General features: G+C 59.7%; 22 protein-coding genes and 1 pseudogene. 16 read left to right on the top strand and 7 right to left on the bottom strand.

The window, feature by feature from the left end:
* Positions 1-4: 4 nt before the first annotated feature.
* The 3 genes from BA011_RS25960 to BA011_RS25950 are packed head-to-tail and all read right to left on the bottom strand — an operon-like array spanning position 5 to position 1506.
* Positions 5-304, bottom strand: coding sequence for a TrbC/VirB2 family protein (locus BA011_RS25960; RefSeq protein WP_065282894.1), 300 nt, complete (start codon positions 302-304; stop codon positions 5-7).
* Positions 301-963, bottom strand: a complete 663-nt coding sequence (locus BA011_RS25955) for a lytic transglycosylase domain-containing protein (protein ID WP_065282893.1) — start codon at positions 961-963, stop codon at positions 301-303. Before BA011_RS25955 ends, BA011_RS25960 begins: the two co-directional genes overlap by 4 nt.
* A 3-nt stretch (positions 964-966) precedes the next feature.
* Positions 967-1506: a hypothetical protein gene (locus tag BA011_RS25950; protein ID WP_065282892.1), complete on the bottom strand. Its 540-nt coding sequence runs from the start codon at positions 1504-1506 to the stop codon at positions 967-969.
* Positions 1507-1597: 91 nt separating this feature from the next.
* On the opposite strand from BA011_RS25950, the gene BA011_RS25945 reads away from it, so the two are divergent.
* The 7 genes from BA011_RS25945 (at position 1598) to BA011_RS25915 (ending at position 13161) form a co-directional block, all read left to right on the top strand.
* On the top strand, positions 1598-1951 hold the full coding sequence (locus BA011_RS25945; RefSeq protein WP_065282891.1) for a transcriptional regulator: 354 nt from the start codon (positions 1598-1600) through the stop codon (positions 1949-1951).
* Between the two features lie 477 nt (positions 1952-2428).
* The gene (locus tag BA011_RS25940) at positions 2429-3601 is read left to right on the top strand and encodes a glycosyltransferase (RefSeq protein ID WP_186806593.1); all 1173 of its coding nucleotides are present in this window, start codon (positions 2429-2431) and stop codon (positions 3599-3601) included.
* Positions 3602-3664: 63 nt separating this feature from the next.
* Positions 3665-6022 carry a UDP-galactopyranose mutase gene (gene glf, locus BA011_RS25935; RefSeq protein WP_065282890.1) on the top strand — a complete coding sequence of 786 codons (2358 nt, stop codon included), beginning with the start codon at positions 3665-3667 and terminating at the stop codon, positions 6020-6022.
* The gene (locus BA011_RS25930; protein WP_065282889.1) at positions 6015-9251 is read left to right on the top strand and encodes a glycosyltransferase; all 3237 of its coding nucleotides are present in this window, start codon (positions 6015-6017) and stop codon (positions 9249-9251) included. Before glf ends, BA011_RS25930 begins: the two co-directional genes overlap by 8 nt.
* Positions 9248-11545 (top strand): glycosyltransferase family 4 protein, encoded by a 2298-nt coding sequence (locus tag BA011_RS25925; RefSeq protein ID WP_065282888.1) that lies wholly within the window; start codon positions 9248-9250, stop codon positions 11543-11545. Before BA011_RS25930 ends, BA011_RS25925 begins: the two co-directional genes overlap by 4 nt.
* Before the next feature lie 184 nt (positions 11546-11729).
* Positions 11730-12644, top strand: coding sequence for a PhnA-like protein (locus BA011_RS25920; RefSeq protein WP_065282887.1), 915 nt, complete (start codon positions 11730-11732; stop codon positions 12642-12644).
* Positions 12645-12666: 22 nt separating this feature from the next.
* A complete protein-coding gene (locus BA011_RS25915; RefSeq protein ID WP_065282886.1) occupies positions 12667-13161 on the top strand; it encodes a ferritin-like domain-containing protein in 495 nt (164 codons plus the stop codon).
* A gap of 448 nt (positions 13162-13609) precedes the next feature.
* Here BA011_RS25915 and BA011_RS25910 read toward each other — a convergent pair whose 3' ends face one another.
* Positions 13610-14329, bottom strand: coding sequence for a Crp/Fnr family transcriptional regulator (locus tag BA011_RS25910; protein ID WP_065282885.1), 720 nt, complete (start codon positions 14327-14329; stop codon positions 13610-13612).
* Between the two features lie 883 nt (positions 14330-15212).
* Here BA011_RS25910 and BA011_RS25905 point away from each other — a divergent pair.
* The 6 genes from BA011_RS25905 to BA011_RS25885 all read left to right on the top strand — a co-directional run bounded on the left by BA011_RS25905 (position 15213) and on the right by BA011_RS25885 (position 19513).
* Complete coding sequence (locus tag BA011_RS25905) at positions 15213-15584, top strand: hypothetical protein (protein WP_065282884.1); 372 nt, start codon at positions 15213-15215, stop codon at positions 15582-15584.
* A gap of 447 nt (positions 15585-16031) precedes the next feature.
* Positions 16032-16184: a hypothetical protein gene (locus tag BA011_RS44440; protein ID WP_186806592.1), complete on the top strand. Its 153-nt coding sequence runs from the start codon at positions 16032-16034 to the stop codon at positions 16182-16184.
* Positions 16184-16354, top strand: a complete 171-nt coding sequence (locus BA011_RS44435; RefSeq protein WP_186806591.1) for a hypothetical protein — start codon at positions 16184-16186, stop codon at positions 16352-16354. Before BA011_RS44440 ends, BA011_RS44435 begins: the two co-directional genes overlap by 1 nt.
* 687 nt (positions 16355-17041) lie before the next feature.
* Entirely contained in the window at positions 17042-18403 is a 1362-nt protein-coding gene (locus BA011_RS25895) for a TadE/TadG family type IV pilus assembly protein (RefSeq protein WP_065282882.1), read from the top strand.
* On the top strand, positions 18400-18930 hold the full coding sequence (locus BA011_RS25890) for a TadE/TadG family type IV pilus assembly protein (RefSeq protein ID WP_065282881.1): 531 nt from the start codon (positions 18400-18402) through the stop codon (positions 18928-18930). The genes BA011_RS25895 and BA011_RS25890 overlap by 4 nt, the downstream gene beginning before the upstream one ends.
* A 1-nt stretch (position 18931) precedes the next feature.
* Positions 18932-19513 carry a TadE/TadG family type IV pilus assembly protein gene (locus BA011_RS25885; protein ID WP_065282880.1) on the top strand — a complete coding sequence of 194 codons (582 nt, stop codon included), beginning with the start codon at positions 18932-18934 and terminating at the stop codon, positions 19511-19513.
* 38 nt (positions 19514-19551) lie between these two features.
* On the opposite strand, the gene BA011_RS25880 is transcribed toward BA011_RS25885, so the two are convergent.
* Complete coding sequence (locus BA011_RS25880; RefSeq protein ID WP_065283522.1) at positions 19552-20409, bottom strand: hypothetical protein; 858 nt, start codon at positions 20407-20409, stop codon at positions 19552-19554.
* Between the two features lie 87 nt (positions 20410-20496).
* Positions 20497-20659: pseudogene (locus BA011_RS42160) on the bottom strand (SDR family oxidoreductase); the annotation flags it as partial.
* Between the two features lie 41 nt (positions 20660-20700).
* On the opposite strand from BA011_RS42160, the gene BA011_RS25875 reads away from it, so the two are divergent.
* Positions 20701-21486, top strand: a complete 786-nt coding sequence (locus BA011_RS25875) for a pyrroline-5-carboxylate reductase (RefSeq protein WP_065282879.1) — start codon at positions 20701-20703, stop codon at positions 21484-21486.
* A 16-nt stretch (positions 21487-21502) separates the two neighbouring features.
* On the opposite strand, the gene BA011_RS25870 is transcribed toward BA011_RS25875, so the two are convergent.
* Complete coding sequence (locus BA011_RS25870; protein ID WP_065282878.1) at positions 21503-22444, bottom strand: LysR family transcriptional regulator; 942 nt, start codon at positions 22442-22444, stop codon at positions 21503-21505.
* Positions 22445-22607: 163 nt separating this feature from the next.
* Between BA011_RS25870 and BA011_RS25865 the strand changes: the two genes are divergently transcribed.
* Together BA011_RS25865 and catC are read left to right on the top strand one after the other, a co-directional pair.
* Entirely contained in the window at positions 22608-23789 is a 1182-nt protein-coding gene (locus tag BA011_RS25865) for a muconate/chloromuconate family cycloisomerase (protein ID WP_065282877.1), read from the top strand.
* A gap of 12 nt (positions 23790-23801) precedes the next feature.
* Positions 23802-24092, top strand: coding sequence for a muconolactone Delta-isomerase (catC, locus tag BA011_RS25860; RefSeq protein ID WP_065282876.1), 291 nt, complete (start codon positions 23802-23804; stop codon positions 24090-24092).
* The last annotated feature ends 8 nt before the right edge of the window (positions 24093-24100 follow it).

The following is a 24100-nucleotide window of genomic DNA, read 5'->3' as shown; positions in this document are numbered from 1 at the left end:
TTCATCAGCTTCCGACGATCGTATTGACGAGTTCCGTCGCCCCGAAAATCCCGCCGATGCCGATGATCCAGAAGCCGGCGCGACGCAGATCCATGTAGCCGAACATCCAGGCGATGCAGATGATGATGACGGCGATGACGGCAAGCAGCCGGGCGATGTTGCCGGTCAGCATGTCGACGATGTTCTGCAAGACGGTTTCGACGCCGGCTGCCTGGGCAAAAGCCGGTTCTGCCAGGCAGGCGACGATGGCGACCGCCATCAACGCGGGAGCCGCGACAGGGCGAAGGGTTGCTGTTGAGATCATTGGCTTTGCTCCGATCGTTCATTCTGAAATACGAGGACCTGCGTCTGCCGCCGGGCGTTGAAGACATCCCACGATGCGGCTTCACTGGACTGCGGAATGGGTTCTGTGATTACTGACGCCTGCCGGCTGTCTGACCGTTCATCAAGCGGGGCTTCTTCGCGCGGTTCGCCGATGGCGACAGAGGCCAGGTTGGAAGACAGGCGGACCATTTCCTTGCGGACCTGCTCGTCATATCTAACCATCTGGCCGACAGACGGATCGTTCCAGCCATAATAGGATTGGAGCATGATCTTCTCGGCCTGGGTCGTATCGGCGCCGGCACGCAAGGCAAGGCGATAGTAGCCGTCGAGCAACGTAGCCGTGGCCTTGAGATTCAGGCAGGGATCGAACGCATCCGAAATCGAAAGCTTCAGCTTGCGCAACTCTTCCATGTCGATACCGCCAAGGCCGATCTGGATGTCCTGATGATCAGCGGCAAGCGAGCTCGCGAGCTCAATGGCTTCCGCTTTCGACGCGGGTTGACGCTCAAGCGGCGGGCCGCTGTTGATACGAATGGCGAAGGGCTTGAAACGGCTCTCGAGACTGATGACGGCGGCAAGCGTTCTGACCTCCACCATGGGCGCGCAGTTCTGCGCGAGATCCACGAAAGTGATGGCCATCGTTCAGTACCAGACCCGCTGCGTTGCCGCGCCGTCGATGGTGACGTCGACATAGTGGGGCTGCGGGCGCACGTTCGGGCGAGCCGTCGAATAGCCCATGCACTGGCGGCGCCCATCCTCCCGCTGCCAGCGTGGTGACCGCACCGAATCCTTGTTGAAATTGTAGTCTTCTCCAACATTGGGGCAGTATGCGTCGTTCACCGCCTGGAGGGACGTCGACACGCAGGTAGTTTCCTGCCCGCGCGGACCATAATCGCTTTCCAGCCGGTAACCCGTTTCGCAGTAATAGGGCTCATAGCCCGGGCGCGAACTGGTAAAACCGACGCCGCTGCATGTCGGGAACGAATGTCCCTCGGCGAGCTCTCGCCACAGCTTCTGGATCGGCGGGCGGCATGCCGCGAACTGCGTCGCACCTCCAGGGTTGGAAAGGCACAGGATAACCTCGCAGCCCCATTCATTTGCCTGCGCCTGGCCAGGTGAAGTAAGGTAGGGTGGCAATATGCAGCAGGCCGCGACGACCGAGTTGAGCAGAAGGTTTTTCATGAGTACGACCCTCCAGAGGACATCTGATTGCGGAAGAGGTGACTTGCCTGTAAAGGCGTTTATACTGATTTATATAACACAGTAAAAGAGCATGGCAAGAGCACTCACAACCCAATGGCGTAACCTGGCTTTCTCAGGTCTCATCCTGCACGAAATCCTCGACCATCCGCTCGAAGACGAGACGCCTCAGGCAAGGCTGAAGCAGGTCGGCATGATGACGGTCCTCTACAGCATGAACCAGGCGCATCAGAAGTTAACCCTCTCTAATATCATGGAAATTACCGCACTAACGCGCAGCGGCGTCAAAGAGACAGTCGATCTCCTGGTCAAACGGGGGATGCTGGACGAGACGATCGTCAAGAATTCGATGGGACGTGGAACGGCCCGTCAGTTCGAGATTTCAGAAGCGCTTCTGGAGAAACTGAGTTCTTTCGCAGCCGGATGACAGCGGTTTTAACTGATGAATTTGCCTGCTTGTCAGTTGCTTCGAACTCACCGCAACGCCTGCAGCTGCGAGAATTGGTTGACATCGCAACGCCAGGGTCATGACATGCGGTGAAGGTGAGCGTGCCGGCACATTGGCGCTCGATTGTCATTCGCCGGCGACAACAGAAAACCGCAATATCGCTTCGTTCAACATCCCTGTCGCGTCCGCATGGCGCGGAGGAAACTCGCCAACGAAGCCTCCTAATGACGCGCTGGGCTTTAAAGACAATCTGCTTGTGCACCTGTTGGACACGACGGCCGTAACCGCAGCGACAGGAGAGCATTTCTTTCGGCAGGAAAAGCCGCAACCATCGCCCCACGACAATGAGATGCCTAGACCGCTCCAGCTCGAGCGCGGTGGGAAGCAATGCGACAAGTGGGAACATTATTTGCGATCGCATGGTTCGAGCTGCAGAAATCATGCCGCGGGACCTCCATGCCATTATTGCCAGCTGCGCCGAGAGCGCTACGACGAATAGTCATCATCAGCGACTTCCAGGACGGCGATGGCGAAAACGCAGAGCCTCGGACCCCGGCGTGGTTTCGCCAACAGTGGCTCGCAGGCAATCGGGGACCTCGTCCACAACCCGCCGATCGCGGCCCAAACCTTCAGGTGATCGGCGGCTATATCGAACGGCTGCCGCTTGCCGTTCTCAAAGCCGGCCTTGCGGACTGCGCCGAGGTCTGGACACATTGGCACGGCGCGACACCGCCGATTGAACCGCCTGGCGCCAGCCCTTTCCTGATGCGCCGGGCATTTCAGGCAAACGGGTCCGACGCGCCGTTTTCTTCCAACGACATGCTCGGGCACATTGCCGCCTTCGGCCCGCCGTCGATCCTCTGTGTCTGGGGCCTCGGTGTGAGTGAAGACGTGTTGCTGGCTTGCCGCGACAGTTTCAAGATCTACAACTCGATCGACGCACCTGCCTTGCGCGTTCCATTTGACGTGAGCCGGCATTTCGACCTTATCCTCACCGGCTCCGAATGGCAGTCTGAGGCGGTGTACTCGCGCCATCCGACGATACCGACGATCATCATGCCGATCGGACCCGAGTTTGCCTCCGAACTCACCTTCACGCCGATCGACATGCCGAAGACCTACGACGTGATCTACGTTGCCGCCGCGCAAGCCTATAAGCGCCACGACATCCTGTTTCGCGCGCTTGCCAAGCTTCCGCGTTCGATGCGGGCCCTTTGCGTCTGCGGCTACGGCGAGATGATGGACACATTGCGAAGCGAGGTCGGCGAACTTGGCATCAATGTCGACTTCATCGACCCACCCGGCGTGCCGTTTGCGGAGGTGAACAGGCTGATGAACCAAGCGCGTATCGGCGTGGTTTGCGGCATCGATGACGGGGCACCGGCAATCCTGACCGAATACATGCTGGCGGGCATACCCGTCCTCGCCAACAGCCAGCTGCGCTGCGGGTTGCAATTTATCACCCCGGAGACGGGTCGAGTGGCCTCGCCCGAGAACTTCCACGAAGGCATTTGCGACATGCTGGGCCGGCTCGGGACGTTCAACCCGCGCCATGTGGTGCTCGCCAACTGGACGTGGCCGCACAGTCTGCGAAAACTGAGGCCCTTCCTTGGCGGATCAGCCAGATAGCGCCTTATCGGGAACATTCGTCGCCATTCGCGGTTCGGGGTCATCGTGATTGCGAGGTGCTCCATGAACCTGCTGAATTCCGTCCCGCAATTGTCCGACAATAGCTTGTTGGATGACGCGCCGCTCATTTGTTTTTCGCATCTCAGATGGGATTTTGTGCTCCAGAGACCGCAACACCTGATGGAACGGTTTTCGCGTGAGCGGCCGGTCTTCTTTTTCGAGGAGTTTATCCCCACCGACCACCATTTCGCCTATCTGGAGATTCATCCCTTCGAAGGAACGAGCGTCAAGGCGGTCCGTCCGCGGATCCCACATTGGTGGAACGAGGTCGATCGAGAAGCCGCTCTTGGCAGACTGCTGGACGAACTGATTTGGCTCCACGGCGCCAAACGTCCGATCCTTTGGTTCTATACACCGCTGATGTTTGGCTTTGCCCGGCATGTCGACGCCGTCGCGGTTGTCTATGATTGCATGGACGAACTCGCGAACTTCAAATTCGCGCCGGCCAATCTCAACGCCTCAGAGCGGGCCCTGATGGCCTGTGCCGATGTCGTTTTTGCCGGCGGTCTCAGCCTCTATGAGGCAAGACGGGGCCAACACGACAATATCCATCCGTTCCCGTCGGGGGTTGATACACATCACTTCCGCGCCGCCCGATGCCCTTTGCCCGATCCAGCCGACCAGGCGGGTATTCCTCATCCTCGTCTCGGATACTATGGGGTGATTGACGAAAGGCTCGACCTCGACCTGGTCGGCAGCGTCGCATCCGCCCGGCCTGATCTTTCCTTCGTATTCCTGGGGCCGATTGTGAAGATTTCGCCGGACGATCTGCCCCGGCGCGCGAATATCCATTACCTCGGACAAAAGGCCTATGCCGATCTTCCCGCATATCTTTCGGGTTGGCAGGCTGCGCTGATGCCGTTCGCGCTGAACGAGGCCACGCGCTTCATCAGCCCCACCAAGACCCCTGAATATCTCGCCGCCGGCCGGCCGGTGGTTGGAACCCAGATCGTCGATGTCGTGCGAGGTTACGGCGACGTGCCGGGGGTGTTGTTGGCAAACGGCGCCGAGGCCTTTGCCGAGGCGTGCGACGCGGCACTCTTGTTGTCCCGCTCCGACACGGCGTGGTTGGAAGTGGTGGACGGGGTTCTGGCGCAATCGTCATGGGACCGTACCTTTCGCAGAATGTCCGCGCTTGTCGAACAGGCGGCAGCGCAAAAAATCGTTTCGGCCACCCTTCCCGAACGATTTCGCGTCGGAACTTCGCGCAGGGCGCCTTCGGATACCTACGACTATCTGATCGTCGGTGCAGGATTTGCCGGGTCGGTTCTTGCCGAGCGGCTCGCGGCCGACGGCGGCAAGAGGGTCCTTGTCTGCGACAGACGGCCCCATATCGGCGGCAACACCTACGATCACTACGATGAGGCGGCGATCCTGGTCCACAAATATGGGCCGCATATCTTCCATACCAACAGCGAGGATGTCTTTGCCTATCTTTCCCGCTTCACGGCATGGCGGCCCTACGAACATCGAGTGCTTGCCCAGGTCGGCGATCTGCGCCTTCCGATCCCGATCAATCGCACGACACTGAATGCCCTCTACAACATCGATCTGACGAGCGACGCCGAGGCGGCACGTTTTTTGGCGGACCGTGCCGAGCCTTGCGATCCGGTGAAGACATCGCGCGACGTGGTGATATCGCAGGTTGGCGCGGAGCTCTATCGGACCTTCTTCGAGGGATACACTCGCAAGCAGTGGGGGCTCGATCCGTCCGAACTTGACCGCTCGGTGACGGCACGTATCCCGACCCGAACCAATACCGATGACCGCTACTTCCTGGATCGCTTTCAGGCCATGCCGGTTGGCGGCTACACCCGCATGTTCGAGCGGATGCTGAACCATGACAATATCACGGTGATGGTCGGCACCGATTTCGCCGATCTCAGGCGTGAGGGCCTGGCTGATCATACCATCTTCACGGGTCCCATCGACGAATACTTTGGCCACTGCTTCGGGCGTCTGCCCTATCGCAGTCTCAAGTTCACCCACGAAACGCAGGATGTGCGGCGTCTGTTGCCGGTCGCCGTCATAAACTACCCGTCGGAGGATGTGCCCTATACGCGCGTCACGGAATACAAGCACCTGACCGGCCAGGTCCATCCGGTGACCAGCATCAGCTATGAATATGCGAGCGCCGAAGGAGAGCCCTACTATCCGATCCCGCGCCCGGAAAACCAGGCGCTTTACAAACAATACGAGACCCTGGCGCGTACGCGCGACGACGTCACCTTCGTCGGGAGGCTTGGCACCTACAAGTACTACAATATGGATCAGGTCGTCGCCCAGGCGCTGGCGACATACCGGCGCCTGCGGGATCGCCATGGAGCCAGCAGAGCCCTAGCCGTCGCCCAGCATGACTAAAAAGCCCCACGTCCTTCTGGCAACCGATAGCTCCAATCCCTCCGGGATGGGCGAACACATGCTTGCGCTCGGCCGCGGTTTGAGCGACCGCTGGAATGTCACCATCGCGGTGATGGCCGAGGATCGAACGGGCTTGCTAGCGCGCGCCGCGCGCTGCGGCCTTGCGGTCAAGCTGATCCAGGATATCGGCGAGTTTCACGAGTGGTTGTCGAGATCCAGCGTCGATATCCTGCACGTCCACGCAGGGATCGGATGGGAAGGGCACGATCTGGCAGCGGCGGCCGATGCCCACGCCATTCCGATCATACGCACCGAGCATCTCCCATATCTTCTCAATGACCCGGAACAGATCGAGTGTTATCGACGCGAAACCGAGAGATTGGCGCATCTCATCGTCGTTTCCGAAGCCTCACGTCAAACTTTCCGTGAGGCACGGGTCGCGCCCTCGCGTTTGACGGTGGTTCGAAACGGCATCTTTCCACTTCTGCCCGTGCGATCCGCCATCGATTTTTCGCAGGAACTCGGCCTTGTCGGAAAGACGGTCCTTTTGACGGTCGCGCGTTTCACCGAACAGAAAGACCAGGCGTCGCTGGTGCGCGCCTTGCCGGCCGTCTTGAAGGATCACCCGTCCGTTGTCTTGCTTTTTGTTGGGACGGGCCCAGAGGAAGAGCGCGTCAGGGCCCTGGTCAAGGAGTTGGACGTGGGCGATCACGTCCAGTTTCTGGGGCACAGATCCGATGTCGCCGACGCCATGGCAATCGCTGATCTCTTCATTCTTACATCGCATTTCGAGGGCCTTCCGCTGGCCGTTCTGGAGGCCATGTCGCTTGCCGTGCCCGTGATTGCAACACGCATTGGCGGGACGGTGGAGGCGCTAGGCGATGGTCATCCCTATTTCACCGAGCCGGGCAATCCAGCGGCGATTGCTGCCGTCATCCATCAAGCGCTGGCCGATCCTCATCGTCTGGCGGCAAGCGGCCGGGCCGGCCTTGAACGTTTCAAACGGAACTTTTCCGTCTTTCGAATGGCTGCCGAGACCGGGGCGGTCTACGAGCGGTTCCTGACCCAGCCGGGAAACCAGACACAAAAGGACACTTCCATGGAAAAAACACGGCTGGGCTTCATCGGCGTCGGCGGTATCGCACGCCGGCATCTCGACGTGCTGGCGAGCTTCGACGACGTCGAACTCGTGGCATTTGCCGACCCTGATCTTGGCCGGGCCGACGAGGCGGCGATGCGCTTCGGCGCGAGATCGTTCGCGCATCATCGCGAAATGCTCGATACGCAACAGCTTGATGCGGTCTATATCTGCATCCCGCCTTTTGCCCATGGCGAGCCCGAGCGCGATCTCATCCAGCGCCACATGCCGTTTTTTGTCGAAAAGCCGGTGTCGCTGGACCTGGCGCAGGCAAAAGACATCGCTGCGGGCGTAGCCAACGCCAACCTCGTAACGGCTGTCGGCTATCATTGGCGCTATCTCGATATCGTCGACGAGGCCAAAAGCCTGTTGGCAGACAATCCCGCGCAGCTTCTATCAGGCTACTGGCTGGACTCGACCCCCCCGCCGGAATGGTGGTGGAAAGAGGGCAAATCAGGCGGTCAGATGGTCGAGCAGGCAACCCATCTCCTCGATCTCGCCAGGTGGCTCATCGGAGACGTCACGGAAGTCTACGGGCGCGCCGGCTACAAGGACAGACCGGAATTTCCAGGCCTGGACGTACCGACGGTGACGACGGCAAGCCTCACCTTTGAAACGGGCGTGGTCGCCAATATAGCTTCCACCTGCCTTCTCAGCTGGAGCCATCGGGTCGGGCTGCACATTTTTGCCGATAGGCTGGCAATCGAGCTGACCGATCGCGAGATCATGGTTGATGTCGGACGAGGTCGCCCCGTGCGCACCGCCGACGGTGATCCGGTCTGGCGCGAGGACCGCGATTTTATCGATGCCGTACGCGGTGGTGAAAACCGCATCCGGTGCCCCTACGGCGACGCTGTAGCAACCCACCGCCTTGCCCTGGCCGTGGTGTCCTCGGCCCGCAGTGGGTCGGTCGTGCATCTCGACCCCTCCGGGATTAGACGGGATCAACCAGCGCCGCTGCAGCCGCAGCCGCGGCCGCCGCAGGGGCTTCCACCAGGCCATCGCAAGATACGCTCGCTTGGTGTCGAGGCACCGGGCCGTGCCTATTTCTTCGACTACGAGGAAGGCCCGCCGGCCGACGGCCACTTGCGGCTTGACACGCTGTTCACTGGTCTGTCCGCGGGCACCGAACTGACCTTCCTGAAGAACACCAATCCTTATTTCCGTTCCCGCTTCGATGGCGGGCGCGGCGTCTTTATCGAAAACGAGCCCGACCTGCATTATCCCGTTCCATTCCTCGGCTACATGGAGGTCGCGCGCGTTTCGCAGTCCCGTGCACATGCTTTCTCCGAGGGCGCGGTGCTCGCGGCGAGTTATGGTCATAAGACCGGCCATACGGCAGACCCGTTTCACGATCTCTTGGTCCAGGTGCCTCCGGAGCTCGATCCCCTGCTCGGCATCTTCGTCGCCCAGATGGGGCCGATCGCCGCCAACGGGATCCTCCATGCCGACGCGGAAACGTTCGGGGCGAATGTCCCTGCACTCGGTGCGGGTGTCGCCGGTCGTCCGGTGATCGTTCTTGGAGCCGGCACCGTCGGTCTGATGACGGCGCTCTTTGCCCGCGTGCTTGGCGCCTCCGACGTGGTGATCACCGACCCCTCCGACTTTCGCCGGAAAAAGGCGGAGGCGATGGGGCTGACCGCGATGACGGAAGATCAGGCTTGGCAGCATGCCAAGGCACGCTGGCACGACGGGACGATGGGACGCGGTGCCGATCTCGCGTTTCAGACACGAGCTCATCCCGGCAGCCTGCATACGGCGCTCAAAGCTTTGCGGCCGCAGGGTACTGTGATCGACCTTGCCTTCTACCAGCACGGAGCGGATGCCTTGCGACTTGGCGAAGAATTCCACCACAATGGCCTGAACATACGGTGCGCTCAAATCAACCGCGTTCCCCGCGGGCTCGCTCCACTCTGGGATCGGCGCCGCCTTGCGCGTGCGACGGTCGACCTCCTTGCCTCAGACGGAACAACGATCCGTCAGCACATGGTTACCCACGTCGTCCCAATCGACGAGGCACCATCCTTCCTCGCCGATCTGGTCGAGAACCGACCGGAGTTCCTGCAAATAGTCTTCAAGGTTGGCGAATGACCATCGAACCGACGCCCATCCGGATCCTCTTCGTCTTCGCGTGGCTGGTCGTCGGCGGGGAGGAGACCGAAGTGCGGCTGCTGGCCAAACACCTTGATCGCCGCCGTTACCGCATCGACGTCGTGGCCTGCTTCAAAAAGCCCGGCATGCCCGAGCAGACCCATGTACAGCTCCGCTCGCTCGGGATCGACGTCGATACCACACCCTACGACTTGTCGTTTAACGACACGGTCGGCTACCTTGCCGGGAAAATCTCGAGCTACGACGTCGTCATCTCCTGTCAGAACGTCGCGGATATCTATCCTGCGTTGGAGCGCCTGCATCTTCGCCCGCCGCTGATCGAACATGGCGGGCTCGTTTCTGAAGCACTGGCCGGCCCCAAACATTTGACGACCCGCTACGTCGGCGTATGCCGTTCCATCCGCGACGCCGCCGCATCGCGGATGCCGGGACGCGAGCATGATGCGCTTGAGATTCCTTCGATGGTCGACCTCTCGGCGTTCGATCCAGCCCTGCGGGGGCCGACCCGTAGGGCTCTGGGGATTGCCGAGGACGAGGTTCTGATTGGCTGGGTCGGCCGGCTCGACCCCAAGAAGAACGTCGAGGACTTCATCGAAGCCGCCGCTCTGGTGAGCGTCGCGGCCAAGCATGCCAGGTTCGTGATTGTTGGCGGGCCTGACGCCTTCGTGCCGGACTATGCGATCCAACTCAAGGCCTTGGCGGCCCAACGCGGGCTCGGCGGTGTGCTTCAGTTTCTGGGCGACCGGAAGGATATCCCTGCCCTCATGGCGTCATTCGATATCTTTGCCTGGCTTTCAAGCGGCGAAGGCATGCCGCATGTCATTGCAGAAGCCGGTGCAGCAGCCCTCCCGGTGATCGCAACGCCCGACAACGGCGCGAAGCAGCAGATTGACGACCACATATCTGGTCGGTTCGTCCCCTATCGGGATGCCGCCGCCGTGGCCGGACAGATGATCGCTCTTTTGCGGGACACGCGGCGTCGACATGCACTCGGGACCGCACTACGGCGGAAGGTGGAGAACACCTATTCAATCGAGGCGGTTTTGCCGCAGTGGGAGCAGCTGCTGGCTAATGTCTGCGGCAAGGGCAAAGCGGCCGGTCCGACCGGTCTGTTCCGGTCATTTCTGCAGGGCGGTTTCGAATGCTCGACCCATCGGCTTCGGCCGCGGGAAGGTGAGACCAAGGGCCGCCGTCTCGACATGATTGCCTCCGTCAGCCACGATCGCTACGCCGAAGACGACTACCGTCAACTTCTAGGCCTGGGGATCCGCACAGTGCGCGACGGCTTTAGATGGCACCTCATCGAGAAATCCGGTGGCTATGACTGGTCGAGCGTGCGACCGATGATACGGGCGGCCGCGATGACCGACACGCAGGTCATCTGGGATCTGCTGCATTATGGCTGGCCGGACGATCTCGACATCTGGTCGCCGCGTTTTGTCGATCGCTTCGCCGCGTTCGCCCGCGCTTGCGCAAAGCTGGTGCGCGGGGAGTGCGACAGTGTTCCCTTTTATTGCCCAGTCAATGAGATCTCGTTTTTTTCCTGGGGCGGCGGCGATGCGGGCTATCTGAATCCGTTTGCCAATGGCCGAGGTTTCGAACTGAAAGTGCAGCTGGCGCGCGCCGCAATCGCCGCGATGGACGAAATCAGTTCAGTCGACCAGCGGGCGCGCTTCGTTCACTGCGAGCCAGTGATCAATGTCACCGCGCATCCCTCACGGCCCGAAGACAGAGGTATTGCCGAAGGTCACCGTCAATCGCAATACCAGGCGTGGGATCTCATCGGCGGTCGGTTGTGGCCACAGATCGGGGGAAGCGAGCGCTATCTCGACGTCATTGGCGTGAATTATTACTTCAACAACCAGTGGATTCATGGGGGCACACCGATCGACATCGGGCACGAGCTATACAAGCCCCTCAATGAGATTTTGCGCCAGACTTTCGCGCGATACGGCAGGCCGATCCTCATCGCCGAGACCGGTATCGAGAACGAGCGACGCGCGACTTGGTTCGAATATGTTGTTGGCCAAGCTTCCCTGGCAATGCAGTCTGGCGTTCCGCTGGAGGGACTATGCCTCTATCCGATCGTAGATCATCCGGGTTGGGACAATGGCCGCCAGTGCGCAAATGGCGTTCTTTCGACGGAGGTCACGGGATCCGGACGAACTGCATACGCACCGCTTGCGGCCGCTATTCAAGCGGCGCGAGCTGGGATGACTTTCGCAACCGATCGAGGCGGCCAAAAATACATCCCGTCGCGAGCCGCCCGATGACAATGGGACGGCAGATTTAGCCTTACGCGCAGACCAGGGTCTCGTCATGCGCCGACCGCTAGGCAGGATACAGCGGTCGTGATCGAAGGCCTGCGCTCATAAGATAATTCGCTCTGCGGGAACAATTCCTCGACCCGTGAGTACGACGTCACCACGCACTCGAGAACTCAAAGGAGTTCAATCCATGTCAAAACTCGCCACCAACCGAATACCCGGCGACGTCGCACATACTGTCGATCCTTCCCTAACGACATCATTAAACAAGATTGCATGGGGAGCCGTGTTTGCCGGTGTCGTTCTCGCCCTTGCCACACAGCTCCTCCTAAATCTGCTTGGCGTTGGCATTGGTGCGGCTGTCCTCGATCCGGCGACCTCGGACAATCCAGCGGCCAGCACGTTCTCGATTGTCGGCGGTCTCTGGTTTGTCGTCGCCGGCATCATCGCATCCTTCATCGGTGCCTATGTTGCCGCGAGGCTTTCCGGCAGACCGAGCAAATCCACGGGCGGTTATCACGGGGTCACATCCTGGGCCGTGACCACGCTTGTCGTTCTCTTTCTTCTGACAACGTCGGTAGGATCGCTCGTCGGCGGTGCGTTCAGCGGCCTGTCGAGTATCGTCGGCGGAGTCGGCCAGACGGTCGCAACGGCTGCGACCGCGGCCGCTCCGGCGTTGGCCACAGCAACCGACCCGATGGGCACCATCGAACAGCAGATCAGAAATGCCAGCGGAGGCAGCGATCCCGCGGCTCTGCAGACTGCAGCGGTCTCGGCCATGACAGCGGTTGCCACCGGCGATCAGTCGAAGATAGACGACGCCAAAACACGTGCCGCCGACGCCCTGGCCAAGGCCCAGAACATCCCAGTCGATCAGGCACGGGCGAAGGTGGATGAATACGAGGCCAGCTACAAAGCTTCGGTCGAACAGGCGAAACAGCAAGCGTTGGCCGCGGCCCAGACGGCGACGAAAGTCGTGTCACGGGGTGCGCTTCTGGGTTTCCTCGCGCTCGTGCTCGGCGCAATCGCAGCCTGGGTCGGCGGCACGGCCGGCACGAAGCCCGCTTTATTTGTCGAAGAACACACTTCCACCAATCGGCTTTGATCACACCAGAAAAGGAAAGATCATGTCTATCGAACCGAAAAATCTGAGCGATCTTCTCTACGAAACCCTCAAGGACATCTACTTTGCGGAAAACCAGATCCTGACCGCCTTGCCGAAAATGGCAGAGGCGGCCCGGTCTCCTGACCTCAAGCAGGCTTTCCAGAAACATAGGGAGCAAACCGAGGGCCAGGTCAAACGTTTGGAGCAGATCTTCGAACTGATTGGCAAGCCGGCAAAGCAGAAAACTTGTAGCGCCATCCTCGGAATAATCGAGGAAGGTAAGGAGGTGATGGAAGAGTTTAAGGGAACCGCCGCACTTGATCCCGGCCTTCTAGCCGGCGCCCAAGCTGTTGAACATTACGAAATCAGCCGCTATGGCACTATGCGTTCCTGGGCAAAGACGCTCGGCCACGACGAGGTTGCCGAGCTTCTCGGCCAGACACTCGACGAAGAAGAGTCGACCGACGAGCTCCTATCGGAGATCGCCGAAACCGCGGTCAATGCGGCTGCCGCCTGAAAGACCGCGCGCGCCGCATAAGCGGCGCGCGCCTGATGATGCGACTATCGCTTAATATTCGTCGGTCGGTTTAAAGACCGTCGATATTATCGGCCAGGGAAACATCGGATCTGCGTCATAACTGACGCCGGATGTAGCCACACTCGGCGCCCGCCCGGCGGCAGCGCAACGGCGATGATGTGGAGCCCTTTCGATGTGGCCGAGGTCATCCAGCCGGTGCCGACCCGTCGTGGCGGTCGATCGATGCTGGCTGAACAGTTGTAGGCGATGGATCATGCTCTCTACTTTTCTGCAGGTACTTGCATAGAAGGCGTCATGGGACGACGTGATCCTGCCGTTGATTGGCACCGTTGATCGGGGATGACAATCCAGACTTCTGTGTCAGACGTTGAAGCTGCCACGCTTGCGTCGTGATGGGCCGTATTGGCAGCATGGGATGCATCGTTCTTTAGGGCTGCGCGTGGCGCGCTTGCAGCAGCACCTGGTACTCGTGTTCCGGCTGCCCATAAGACCCGGCGGAATATTCCTCCAGTCCCGGTCTGTCTCTGAGGACAACGCGTCCCCGGTCCGACCGAATTAACCCCTCTCCCTCCAACATATGCAAGGCGGTGGTCACGCTTGGCCGTCTGACTGCCAGCATGAAGGAGATAAACTGGTGGGTGATCGGCATACTGTCCGTTACAAGACGATCGTGGCACATCAAGAGCCATCTCGCCAAACGTTGATCAATTTTGAATGCTGCATTTGCAAGGGCGGTATAGGCCACCTGCGCTGCAAAGACATAGAGGTAGCGGGACAGCAAGTCTGCGAAGGCTCTGTTTTCGGCAACGATTTCTTGAAAAAGTACGACAGGAAGGCGATGTGCAAATCCTTCAACCTGGATCACGATATCGTAAGGGTTGGTATTTGCCCCCACCGATGACGCGGTGGGCGCAAATCCTTCTCGCCCAAACATGCCGGCCTCGGCTTTCAGGCCGCTATCCGAGACAGCCAAAACAGAACCGATGCCCGACGACAGAAAATAGACTGACTCCAGCGGCTTTCCCGCCTGCGCGATCTGATGACCTTGAGGTAAGTAAACCCTTTCCAGGCGCTCGGTGAAAGACCGGCGCTCTTCTTCTGGAAGCAATTTAATCAATCCGTTGTCGCATCCCGGCTGACCTTCCATCTTGCGACCCCTATTATGACGCGCGGCTCGCTAGCCGCTTGAATTTCGGCATGTCACATAGCCCCTATCGGCCATGGCCCATCCTGACGCAATTCAAAGCGCGAGGGAATGACCGAAGTTATCCAGCTAGTTTCTGATGCGAGCAAAAACGCTTACCAGCACCTGCAAGCAATGATTGTTCAACATCGCGGGTCGAGACAGCAGCGCTACCCAAAAGAGAAAGCGGTCTTCGTCACGAGCGGTAATGTGATCCTTGGTCTTGTTCTCCATGTCCGGACTAATTGGCCGCCCTACTAACTCGTGGAAACTGCCTGCAGAGGATCGTTTTCATCGAGGAGGCCAGCCAAATAACGGCGGCTCTCGAAACCCGACTTTTGATGGTACCGATCTTGCGAATGATCTCGGGGCGCGGTGGCTCGCCTTCAGCCACGCAGGTACTCGGCCTGCCCCCGCTGGAGCCGCCAAGAAGATGTGTATAGCCAAACAGTCCTGCAGATGAGGTCTTCGCAAAAAATTGCTCTTACGGAGCGTGCGACCGAAAAGCGGTCTCCCGGCCATTGGCTGCTGCCGTACAAGGATTGGAAGATAAGGACCGAACGATTGGCGCGGTGATAACGCCACATCTCGTGCAAGGGACGGGCGACCCTCCATTACTTTACCGGCTGATTCAATAATTTCGATTTTCGATTTCAACCGCGTGTTCGCAAGCGTACCGATCCAGCCGCCAGGCAATCTTGGCCATGGCTAAGGGAACCAAGGTGACGCGATCCAGGTTCGACAGTCGATAAAAGCTCGCGAGGCAGCCTCGACTATGGTAGGCGCGGCGCGGCGCCCGGACCGTCCGATCTGAAGTGCCATTGAAAAGGATTTGCAGGCGTCCCCCATGAAATCGCTCAGTCCGGCCGCGGGCAAAACAATTGCCATCATCGGTGACGCCAGCTTTCTCCCGGACGACGTCAGACAAGCATTGGTCGCGCGCCAGGCAGTCGTCATCGGTCCGCTCGCCGTTTCGAGTGCGCTGCAGAGCTTGAGCGGACGCTTGGTGTGTGATGCTGCGATTGTCGACGTTACGGTTTCTGACGAGGCCATGCTGTCGATGAGCAACTGTCTGGAAGCGCGAGGAATACCCTTCGTCTTTGCCCATGAGCGTCACACCCGCGCGCCTGCCGGCGGGTTTATCCTCAGCAGTCGTGCTTCACATATCGACGCGATGATTGCCGCATTGTTCGGATCGGGAACGGCCTACCGTCATTGATCGTCGCGCGGGAACGTACGCTTGATGAAGGAGTTGGCCCGAACTTCGTCGTGTACCCATATCGAGCATATAGTTAGAGGCCATTGACACCAGGATGATGAGGAGCTCGCCGTGACGCACGAGCCCATCGCCTTGATGCCGGCGATGCTGGGGCCAAGCGTCACCACGGCTCTGCAGCTACTGGATGGGAACCATTTCATCCGCTCCATCTGCGATCTGGTGATCGTGAGTGCTCGCGCGAGTCTGGAGGATTCGCCTCCGACACCTGTGGAATGGCGGAGGAGAAGTATGAGCGGCTCATCGGACCTCTCAAAAATGACGCGATGGCGGCTAAATGGGATGGCGGTTCATGCGGGCCTAGAATCTGCATGGAAAGAAAAAGCACTACGAACCGGTTATCGGGAACATTGTACGGGTGGTATGGTTCGAGGACCAAGGGAGAGGCAGATGAACCTGGAATCGGACCGCCGAGCTTTAGCCATCTACGTCGGAGCCATCATATTGGTCGGGCTGTTGATCGTGCTTGGCGCAACTCTCTCATGGAACGCAGGCGGCAAAAGTGATGCGCCTGCACAGATTTCCACGGAGACAAACCCCTGATGGAAAACCACGAAAACCATCCCATTCAGGCAAACCGACCCACAGCTGAAACAGCAGCAAAACAGCCTGAGAGGGGGCAGATAGTCGTTACCTTGATCGTGACAGTTGCCGCCATCGCTTTCCTGCTTTACGTCACCATCCTTGTCTACGGTCTTATGTACAGGATCTGAGGACACATAGAGCCGTTGACGGCCCGTAGAGCTAGTCGCTGCGATAGGTAAGCGAGGCAAGGAGCCTGCATCCTCATAACGCTCGCACGCACGTCGGGTTATCGAGATAAAAGCCGAGGCGATCTCCGTTCCGGTCCCTGATGGCATCGATGACCACGTGAGCCCAGAAGCGCGTGCCATCCTTTCGGACGCGCGTGCCGGCATTCCAGATCGCGTAGTCGGTTATTCCGTCGACAAGAGCACGGTAACGGTCGTCCACCGCAGTCTTGGTGGTCGTTTTCAGGCAGCATGATTTATCCAAAACTGATTTTGACGAGAATACGGATATAGTGCCCAGGGCTGCAATTCAAACGGTTCTACGCCGGGCTTGGACAAGAGAACGACCGATCCTTGGCGATCGGAACGATCAATTCCACCAATTGCCCCGATGCGCTGATCGCCGCGTTTGGCCAGCCCGTCCGCTGAACACCGATGGGCGCAGACAATCCACTTATGCGGATCCCATCAGCGTGAAAGACGATGATATATCGTTCGGCAAATATCCATAATTCGCAGACATGTACGATTTGCGCAGGAATCAGTGCGTCGGCAGCCCAGCTTCCCTCGAAAAATGCAGGAATTAACAAAGACTCAAGCACCTTGGATACATCTCGCACATTAGTATGACTTATGTGACGGTGATCTCTTTTGCGCTCGGGTCTTTCATATTCACTTGCTGGGGTCTTCAAAACCCTTCGCGGTCTCGGAAGGGACAGGGGCGGCAATGTCGCGATCGTCGTTGCCCTCACCCTGGTGCCGATGATCGTCGCTGTCGGCGCGAGCTTTGATTACATCCGTACTTACAATGTCCGCCAGAGGATGCAGAGCGACCTGGACACGGCCCTGATCGCCGCAGTCAAAGAGATCGATACCGACGACACCGACGCCCTCAAGGAAAAGGTTGCAGACTGGTTCCACGCGCAGGTGGAAAACAGCTATACGCTTGGCGACATCGACATCGATACATCGAACCATAAGATCACGGCGACGGCCAGCGGCACGGTTCCGACGACGCTGATGAAGATCGCCAACATCGACACCGTTGACGTCAGCGTGGCAAGCGCAGTCAAGGGGCCGGCCACCTCCTATCTTAACGTCTATATCGTCATCGACACATCCCCGTCGATGCTTCTGGCGGCAACAACGGCCGGCCAGTCGGCCATGTATTCCGGCATCGGATGCCAGTTCGCCTGCCACACGGGCGACGCGCACACTATCGGCAAGACGAAATACGCCAACAATTACGAATACAGCACGGCCAAGAACATAAAGCTGCGCGCCGATGTTGCCGGTGACGCCGTCAGAGACGTGCTTGACATGATCGACACGTCCGACAGCAATCATCAACGCATCAAGGTCGGATTATATAGCCTCGGCGATACCCTCACGGAAGTTCTGACCCCGACGCTCAGCACGGACACGGCGCGCAATCGCCTTGCGGACGCAAGTTACGGCCTCACCAGCGCGACCTCGAAGGCAGCCACCTATTTTGACGTGTCGCTTGCGACGCTCAAACAGAAAGTCGGCACCGGAGGGGACGGAACATCCTCGGGCTCGCCGCTCAAGCTGGTTCTCCTGCTGACGGACGGCGTCCAGTCGCAGCGCGAATGGGTGACCGACAAGGTGACATGGAAAAACGGAAAGGCCACGTACGGAGCATACTGGAACAAGGTGGCGCCTCTCAATCCGGACTGGTGCGCCTACGTCAAAAACCAGTCCGCCACCATGGCGGTTCTTTACACCGAATACCTGCCGATCACCTCGGACTGGGGTTACAACGCAACCGTCGGCTCGACCATGGCAAGCGCCAGCTGGAAGAGCACCTACGGCGGCACCATGCAAAGCGGCGTGTCGACCAGCATCACGAGACGCGACTACATCCCCTATGCGCTTTCCGACTGCGCATCTTCCAAGAGCCTGTTCCTGTCCGCGTCGTCGTCGACCGAGATTACCGCAGGCCTGTCGGCGCTTTTCACCCAATATCTCGCATCCGTCCGGCTGACCCAATGAGACGAAAAAAACGCTTCGCATCGCTGCGCCGTCTGCTTGGCGATCGCAAAGGGGTCGCTGCGATCGAATTTGCGATCCTGGCTCTACCGCTTTTCATCATGATATTCGGCATTATCGAAGTGTCGCTGATGTTCTTCGTCAACTCGGCGCTGGACGCGTCCGTGCACAAGATCTCCCGGATGATCCGCACCGGCGAGGTTGCGTCCTCCAACATCACGCTGGCCGATTTCAAGGCGAAGATCTGCAACGACATGCTTCTCTCGTTCAGCTGCTCCGGCGGTCTGCTGGTCAAGGTGATCGTGCTTTCCGACCTCTCCTCGGCCGCCAGCACCGACCCCATCGACGAGAGCGGTAATCTTACGGTCACCGAGACTTATGATATCGGCAAGGGCAGCGACTACATCCTGGTTCAGACGTTCCTGCCATGGACAGCCGTCGTTAACTTCTTCAGCCTGTCGAGCGCCAAGCTTTCCGACGGCCGCTACCTGCTCGGATCTTCCGTTTTGTTCCGCAATGAGCCTTTCTGACATGATGAAACGGAGCCAGTCCTTCTTCCGCTTTGTCCGCTCCCGCGCCCGCCATCTCATGCGCGACCGGTCGGCAGCTTCGGGCGTGGAATTCGCGCTGGTGTTGCCGATCCTGGTGATGCTCCTGTTCGGCACCGTCGATCTCGGCCATGCACTCACAGTCAGCCGGAAGATAGATGAGATCGCCTCTTCCACCGGCGACATGATTTCGCAGCAGGGCGCCTGGACGAAGTCCGACGTCACCAAGCTTCTCTCCGGCGCCAGCTTCATCCTGCAGCCCTATGACACGACGGGGCTCACGATCACCCTTGCGGTGGACGATATCGCCAAGAGCGGCAGCGCGACCGTCAACTGGTCTGCAGCGCTCAACACCTCCGCCCTTACCTCCGGCTCGGCGAGCACAATCGAGGTCCCTTCGGAGATCCAGGATGACGGCGTGCAGGTCGTGCTGACCAGGGTGCAATACACATTGACGACGCCGGTCTCGGCGTTCTTTTCAAACTTCACCGGGCAGAATGGCTACAGCTTCGATCGCCATTACTTCAATCGCCCGAGAGTCGGCGACACGATCACTTACAAATAAGCCGGAGATCGAAGCCCCTGCGGGACGACAGCCCGGGCTCACTTGGGCATCCTGACGATGCCGTATGGATTGAACTTGAACTCATCCGGTTCGTAGGTCGAATCGAAGGAGAGGCTTGCGCGGCGAGCCTTCAGCGTCGGCTCGAGGCCCCGCTGCGCGATCTCGTCGGCAACCGCATCCATGATGGCGACGATCTGCCTTTCGCTGCCGGCCGTTTCCGGCACATAGACCTCCGGCAATCCGACGAGATGGAAACCGACGCTCTCCAGATATCCCGAAACCGATAGCGGCCGTTTCGCAAAGGCCAGTCGGCCGATCCGCTGCTCAGCCAGTGGGTCGGCGTCCTTTACCACCTCGGCGCCTTGCCGGATCAGCTCTCTCCATCGGTCGAGGCCATGGGCAATACCGGCGCTTTCGCCCTTTACCGCAACCGCTCCCGCATCGATCAACCGTTCGATGAGGCTTAGCGCTACCATCGAAACCTTCACCGTCTCCGCCTGCTGCATGCTCGGCCCGAGGATATAGAGGACCGACTGATGATCGGTGACGGCATCTTCGTCTGCCGGGCTCCACGCATCGGCCTCGACCCGATCCCAGCACACGGCGAATGACTGGCTCATCCGATCATCCGGCTCGGCCTGGGAATAGTCCTCGTCGATGCTGAAGCCCGTTGCGAACTCACGGATCGCCTGCGATGCGGCGTCGGACAAGGGGCTGAGGTCACGTCCCTTGCCGAGGAAACAAAGGACATGCCGGGGCGTCACCGACGATTTCTCCACCTCGTTTTGGGTCACCGTTTCCTCGCCGGAATCCGGGCTGATTTGCTTGGACCACGACGGTTTCCAGCCGATCATCGCCCCGATGGACGCCAAGAGCGCGCGACGCAGGAGATTCAAGATCGATGCCTTCCGTTCGGTCGAATGTTCGCAGCCTCCTCGCTTGTAACCGGATGAAATCCGAAACAAAAGCAGGATCAAGCGTCCGCCGGCGCGCATAATAACGGCGTCAAGCATCGGCGTATGGATTTCGCCGGGGGCAGACGGCATTGACCCCGACCTTGTCAGGTGCATAGTCGCGGGCGAAGTTCTGGGTGAGGGCGGCAACGGCCGTCTTTGTCGTCTTGTAGGCGATGTGGTTCGGCGCAGGGATGTCGCGTTGGGCCCCGTTGCGGGCTGCGGAGTAGTCAAATGAAAATCGACAGTATCGGATTCGTCGGAACCGGCGCGATCACCGAAGCGATGGTTCGCGGGCTTCTCAGTGAGCCGGCCTATGCCTCCGAGATTCACGTGTCTCCACGAAGCGCTCACATCGCCGCGACGCTGGCCGACGAATTCGCCGCCGTCAGAATTGCCAAGGACAATCAGGACGTCGTCGAGCGCAGCGACATGGTGTTCCTGGCGATACGGCCGCAGGTCGCCGAGGAGGTCGTGCGCGCGCTATCGTTCAGGGATGGCCAAATGGTCGTCAGTCTCGTTGCGGCGACGGAGCGCCAGGCTCTCTCCGAATGGATCGGCGCCGACGTGCATCTGGTGCAGGCGATCCCCCTGCCCTTCGTCGCAGGCCGGCAAGGCGTCACCGCCATCTATCCGACCGATACCACCGTCGCAGCGCTTTTCGATGCGCTCGGAACGGCTGTCCAATGCCAGTCGAGGAAGGAATATGATCTTCTCGCGGCAGCGAGCGCAATGATGTCGACCTATTTCGGCATCATGGAGCAGGTTGCCGTCTGGCTGGAAAGAAGCGGCCTCGAAAAGGCGAAGGGACAGGCCTACATTGCCCCGCTCTTTGCAAGCCTCGCGCAGAAAGCGAACAGCCCCAGCAACGAACCGTTCAGCGCGCTGAGCCGCGAATTCGCGACCAAGGGCGGACTGAACGAGCAGGTTCTTTCGGACTTCGAGAAGAAGGGCGGCCTTGCCGCATTGACCGCCGCACTCGACGGCGTGCTTGCCCGCATCGAGGGCCGCAGGAGCTGAGGCGCATCTGGCCAGTCTAGCGGCTTAGAAGTGAACGGTGAAGAAGATTGTGTTCCAAGTCCAGCCACGGCGGATCTTCCGCATACATTTCTTCAATCAGCTGCTTGACGAGGTCGATATAGTTCGAGTTGTCGCCAACCCGGTGATTGAGGATCACCGGTGAGGTGGCGTCCTTTCCGTCGAGCAACCGATAGTGCACGTCCGAGCGTATCTGGCGCGCGGAAGCGGGAATGATGCACAGGCCGGCTTCGGCGGCGACCAATCCCAATGCGGTCTGGATTTCACGCACTTCCTGCACTTCGGCCGGCCGCGCGTCGTGGCTATGCAAGAGATTCAACACATGGTCGGCATAGCCGGGTCGCGGCTCTTTCGGGTAGACGATGACCTTTTGGCCGGCCAAGGCCGCGACCCGGAGGGGCGAAGCATCTTGGGCGAGCGACATGCCTTTCGGAATTGCCACGACCAACCGTTCTTCGCGCAGAACCGTTCCGATCACGTTCGGGTCGCTGTGCCGCAGGCGACCGAAACCAATGTCGATGCGGCCTTCTTTGAGCGCTGGGATCTGCTGGACGGAGACCATCTCCAGCAACTGAATGTCCAGCTCCGGCGCGTGCTGCCGCAGCTTTCGCACCAGTGAAGGCAGTCCGCCGTACAAGGTCGACGCCACAAAGCCGATGGAAAGCACGCTGTTTTGGTTCAGACCGACCCGACGCGTTGCCGCGAGCATCTGCTCGACCCGACCGAGCACCTGCAGGGACTGTTCGTAGAATAGCCGCCCCGCCTCCGTCAGCCGGACGGGTCGGGTTTTGCGGATGATGAGCGGGACGCCCAATTCACCCTCCAGCAACTGGATCTGCCGGCTCAGCGGCGGTTGAGCGATGTGCAGCGTCTCGGCGGCGCGCGTGAAGTTTCTCTCCCGAGCGACGGCCACGAAATAGCGCAACTGGCGAAGATCCATCCCCGGCCCATTCCTTCATGATTAATTTTACTACCACCCACGATATGTTGCAGTGCGGCAAGTATAGATAACTTAGCATTTTTTCCAATTTGATACCATATAGGTATCGTAGCAGACGCAAATGATGTTGGACGAGCGTCCGTGGCCGGCGCAAAGTCCAACCATGAACACGACCTCAATATCCATTGTCTCGACCGCCGCAGCGTTACCCCTGGTAGAGCGTCTGGAGACGCTGCTCATCGATCTGCCGACCATCCGGCCGCACAAGCTGTCGATGACGACGATGAATGGCCAGACACTGATGCTGGTCAAAATACATTGCAGCGACGGCATCGTCGGCATCGGCGAGGGAACCACAATCGGCGGACTGGCCTACGGCGGAGAAAGCCCGGAGAGCATGAAGCTGGCCATCGATACCTATTTTACGCCAGTGATGGTCGGCCAGGATGCCACCCGTGTGCAGGCGCTGATGGCGAGGCTCGGCAAGATGGTCAAGGAGAACCGTTTCGCCAAGAGCGCAGTCGAAACCGCGCTGCTCGACGCACACGGCAAGCGGCTTGGGCTTCCGGTCAGCGAATTGCTCGGCGGGCGCCGCCGCGATCGCCTTCCGGTCGCATGGACGCTCGCGTCGGGCGACACCGCAAAGGATATCGTTGAAGCCGAACACATGCTCTCCATCCGCAGGCACAAGGTCTTCAAGCTGAAGATCGGCGCCAGGTCGATCCGCGAGGATGTTGCCCATGTCGCCGCGATCAAGCATGCGCTGGGCGACCGCGGTGCGGTGCGCGTCGATGTCAACATGGCCTGGAGCGAGACCGAAGCCGTCTATGGCATGGCGGCGCTGGCCGATGCCGGCTGCGAACTGATCGAGCAGCCGGTAGCCTCGGCTGCGGGGCTGGCGCACTTGATGCGCCGTTTCCCCGCGGCACTGATGGCGGACGAATCCCTGCACGGCCCGGAATCGGCCTTCGAGATCGCCAGGGTCCACGGCGCCGACGTGTTCGCGATCAAGGTCGAGCAGAGCGGCGGCCTGTTCAATGCGCTGCGCGTGGCGGCGATCGCCGATGCGGCCGGGATCGAGCTTTACGGCGGCACCATGCTCGAAGGCGCCTTTGGCACGGTCGCTTCGGCGCATGCCTTTTCCACCTTCGCCAACCTGCAATGGGGCACGGAACTGTTCGGCCCCCTCCTGTTGACTGAGGAGATCCTCGTAACGCCGCTGGATTACAGCGACTTCGAACTGACCGTTCCCGATGGACCGGGCTTGGGCATCACGCTGGATGAGGATCGCGTCAGGTTCTTCCAGCGCGATGGACTGCGCAAGACCGTCAGCATCGCCAAATAGTGGAGCCAGACCATGCTGTTTCAAGTTCGAATGGATGTCAGCATCCCGCGAGATCTCGCCTCGGAGGAAACGGCAGACATCATCGCGAAGGAGCGGGCCTATTCGCAGGAACTGCAGCGCAGCGGCAAATGGCGCCACATCTGGAGGATCGTCGGCGAATACGCGAACTACAGCATCTTCGACGTGAGGGACAATGACGAGCTGCACCAGATCCTGTCGGGTCTGCCCCTGTTCAAGTTCATGACCATCACTGTCACGCCGCTGGTGCGGCATCCGTCGTCGATCAGCGACGACGACAGCTGAGCAAGGCG

The organism is Rhizobium leguminosarum, assembly GCF_001679785.1.
Taxonomy (GTDB): Bacteria; Pseudomonadota; Alphaproteobacteria; order Rhizobiales; family Rhizobiaceae; genus Rhizobium; species Rhizobium leguminosarum_R.
The sequence above is the reverse complement of the archived record's forward strand: the minus strand, read 5'-3'. Positions and strand labels throughout refer to the sequence as shown.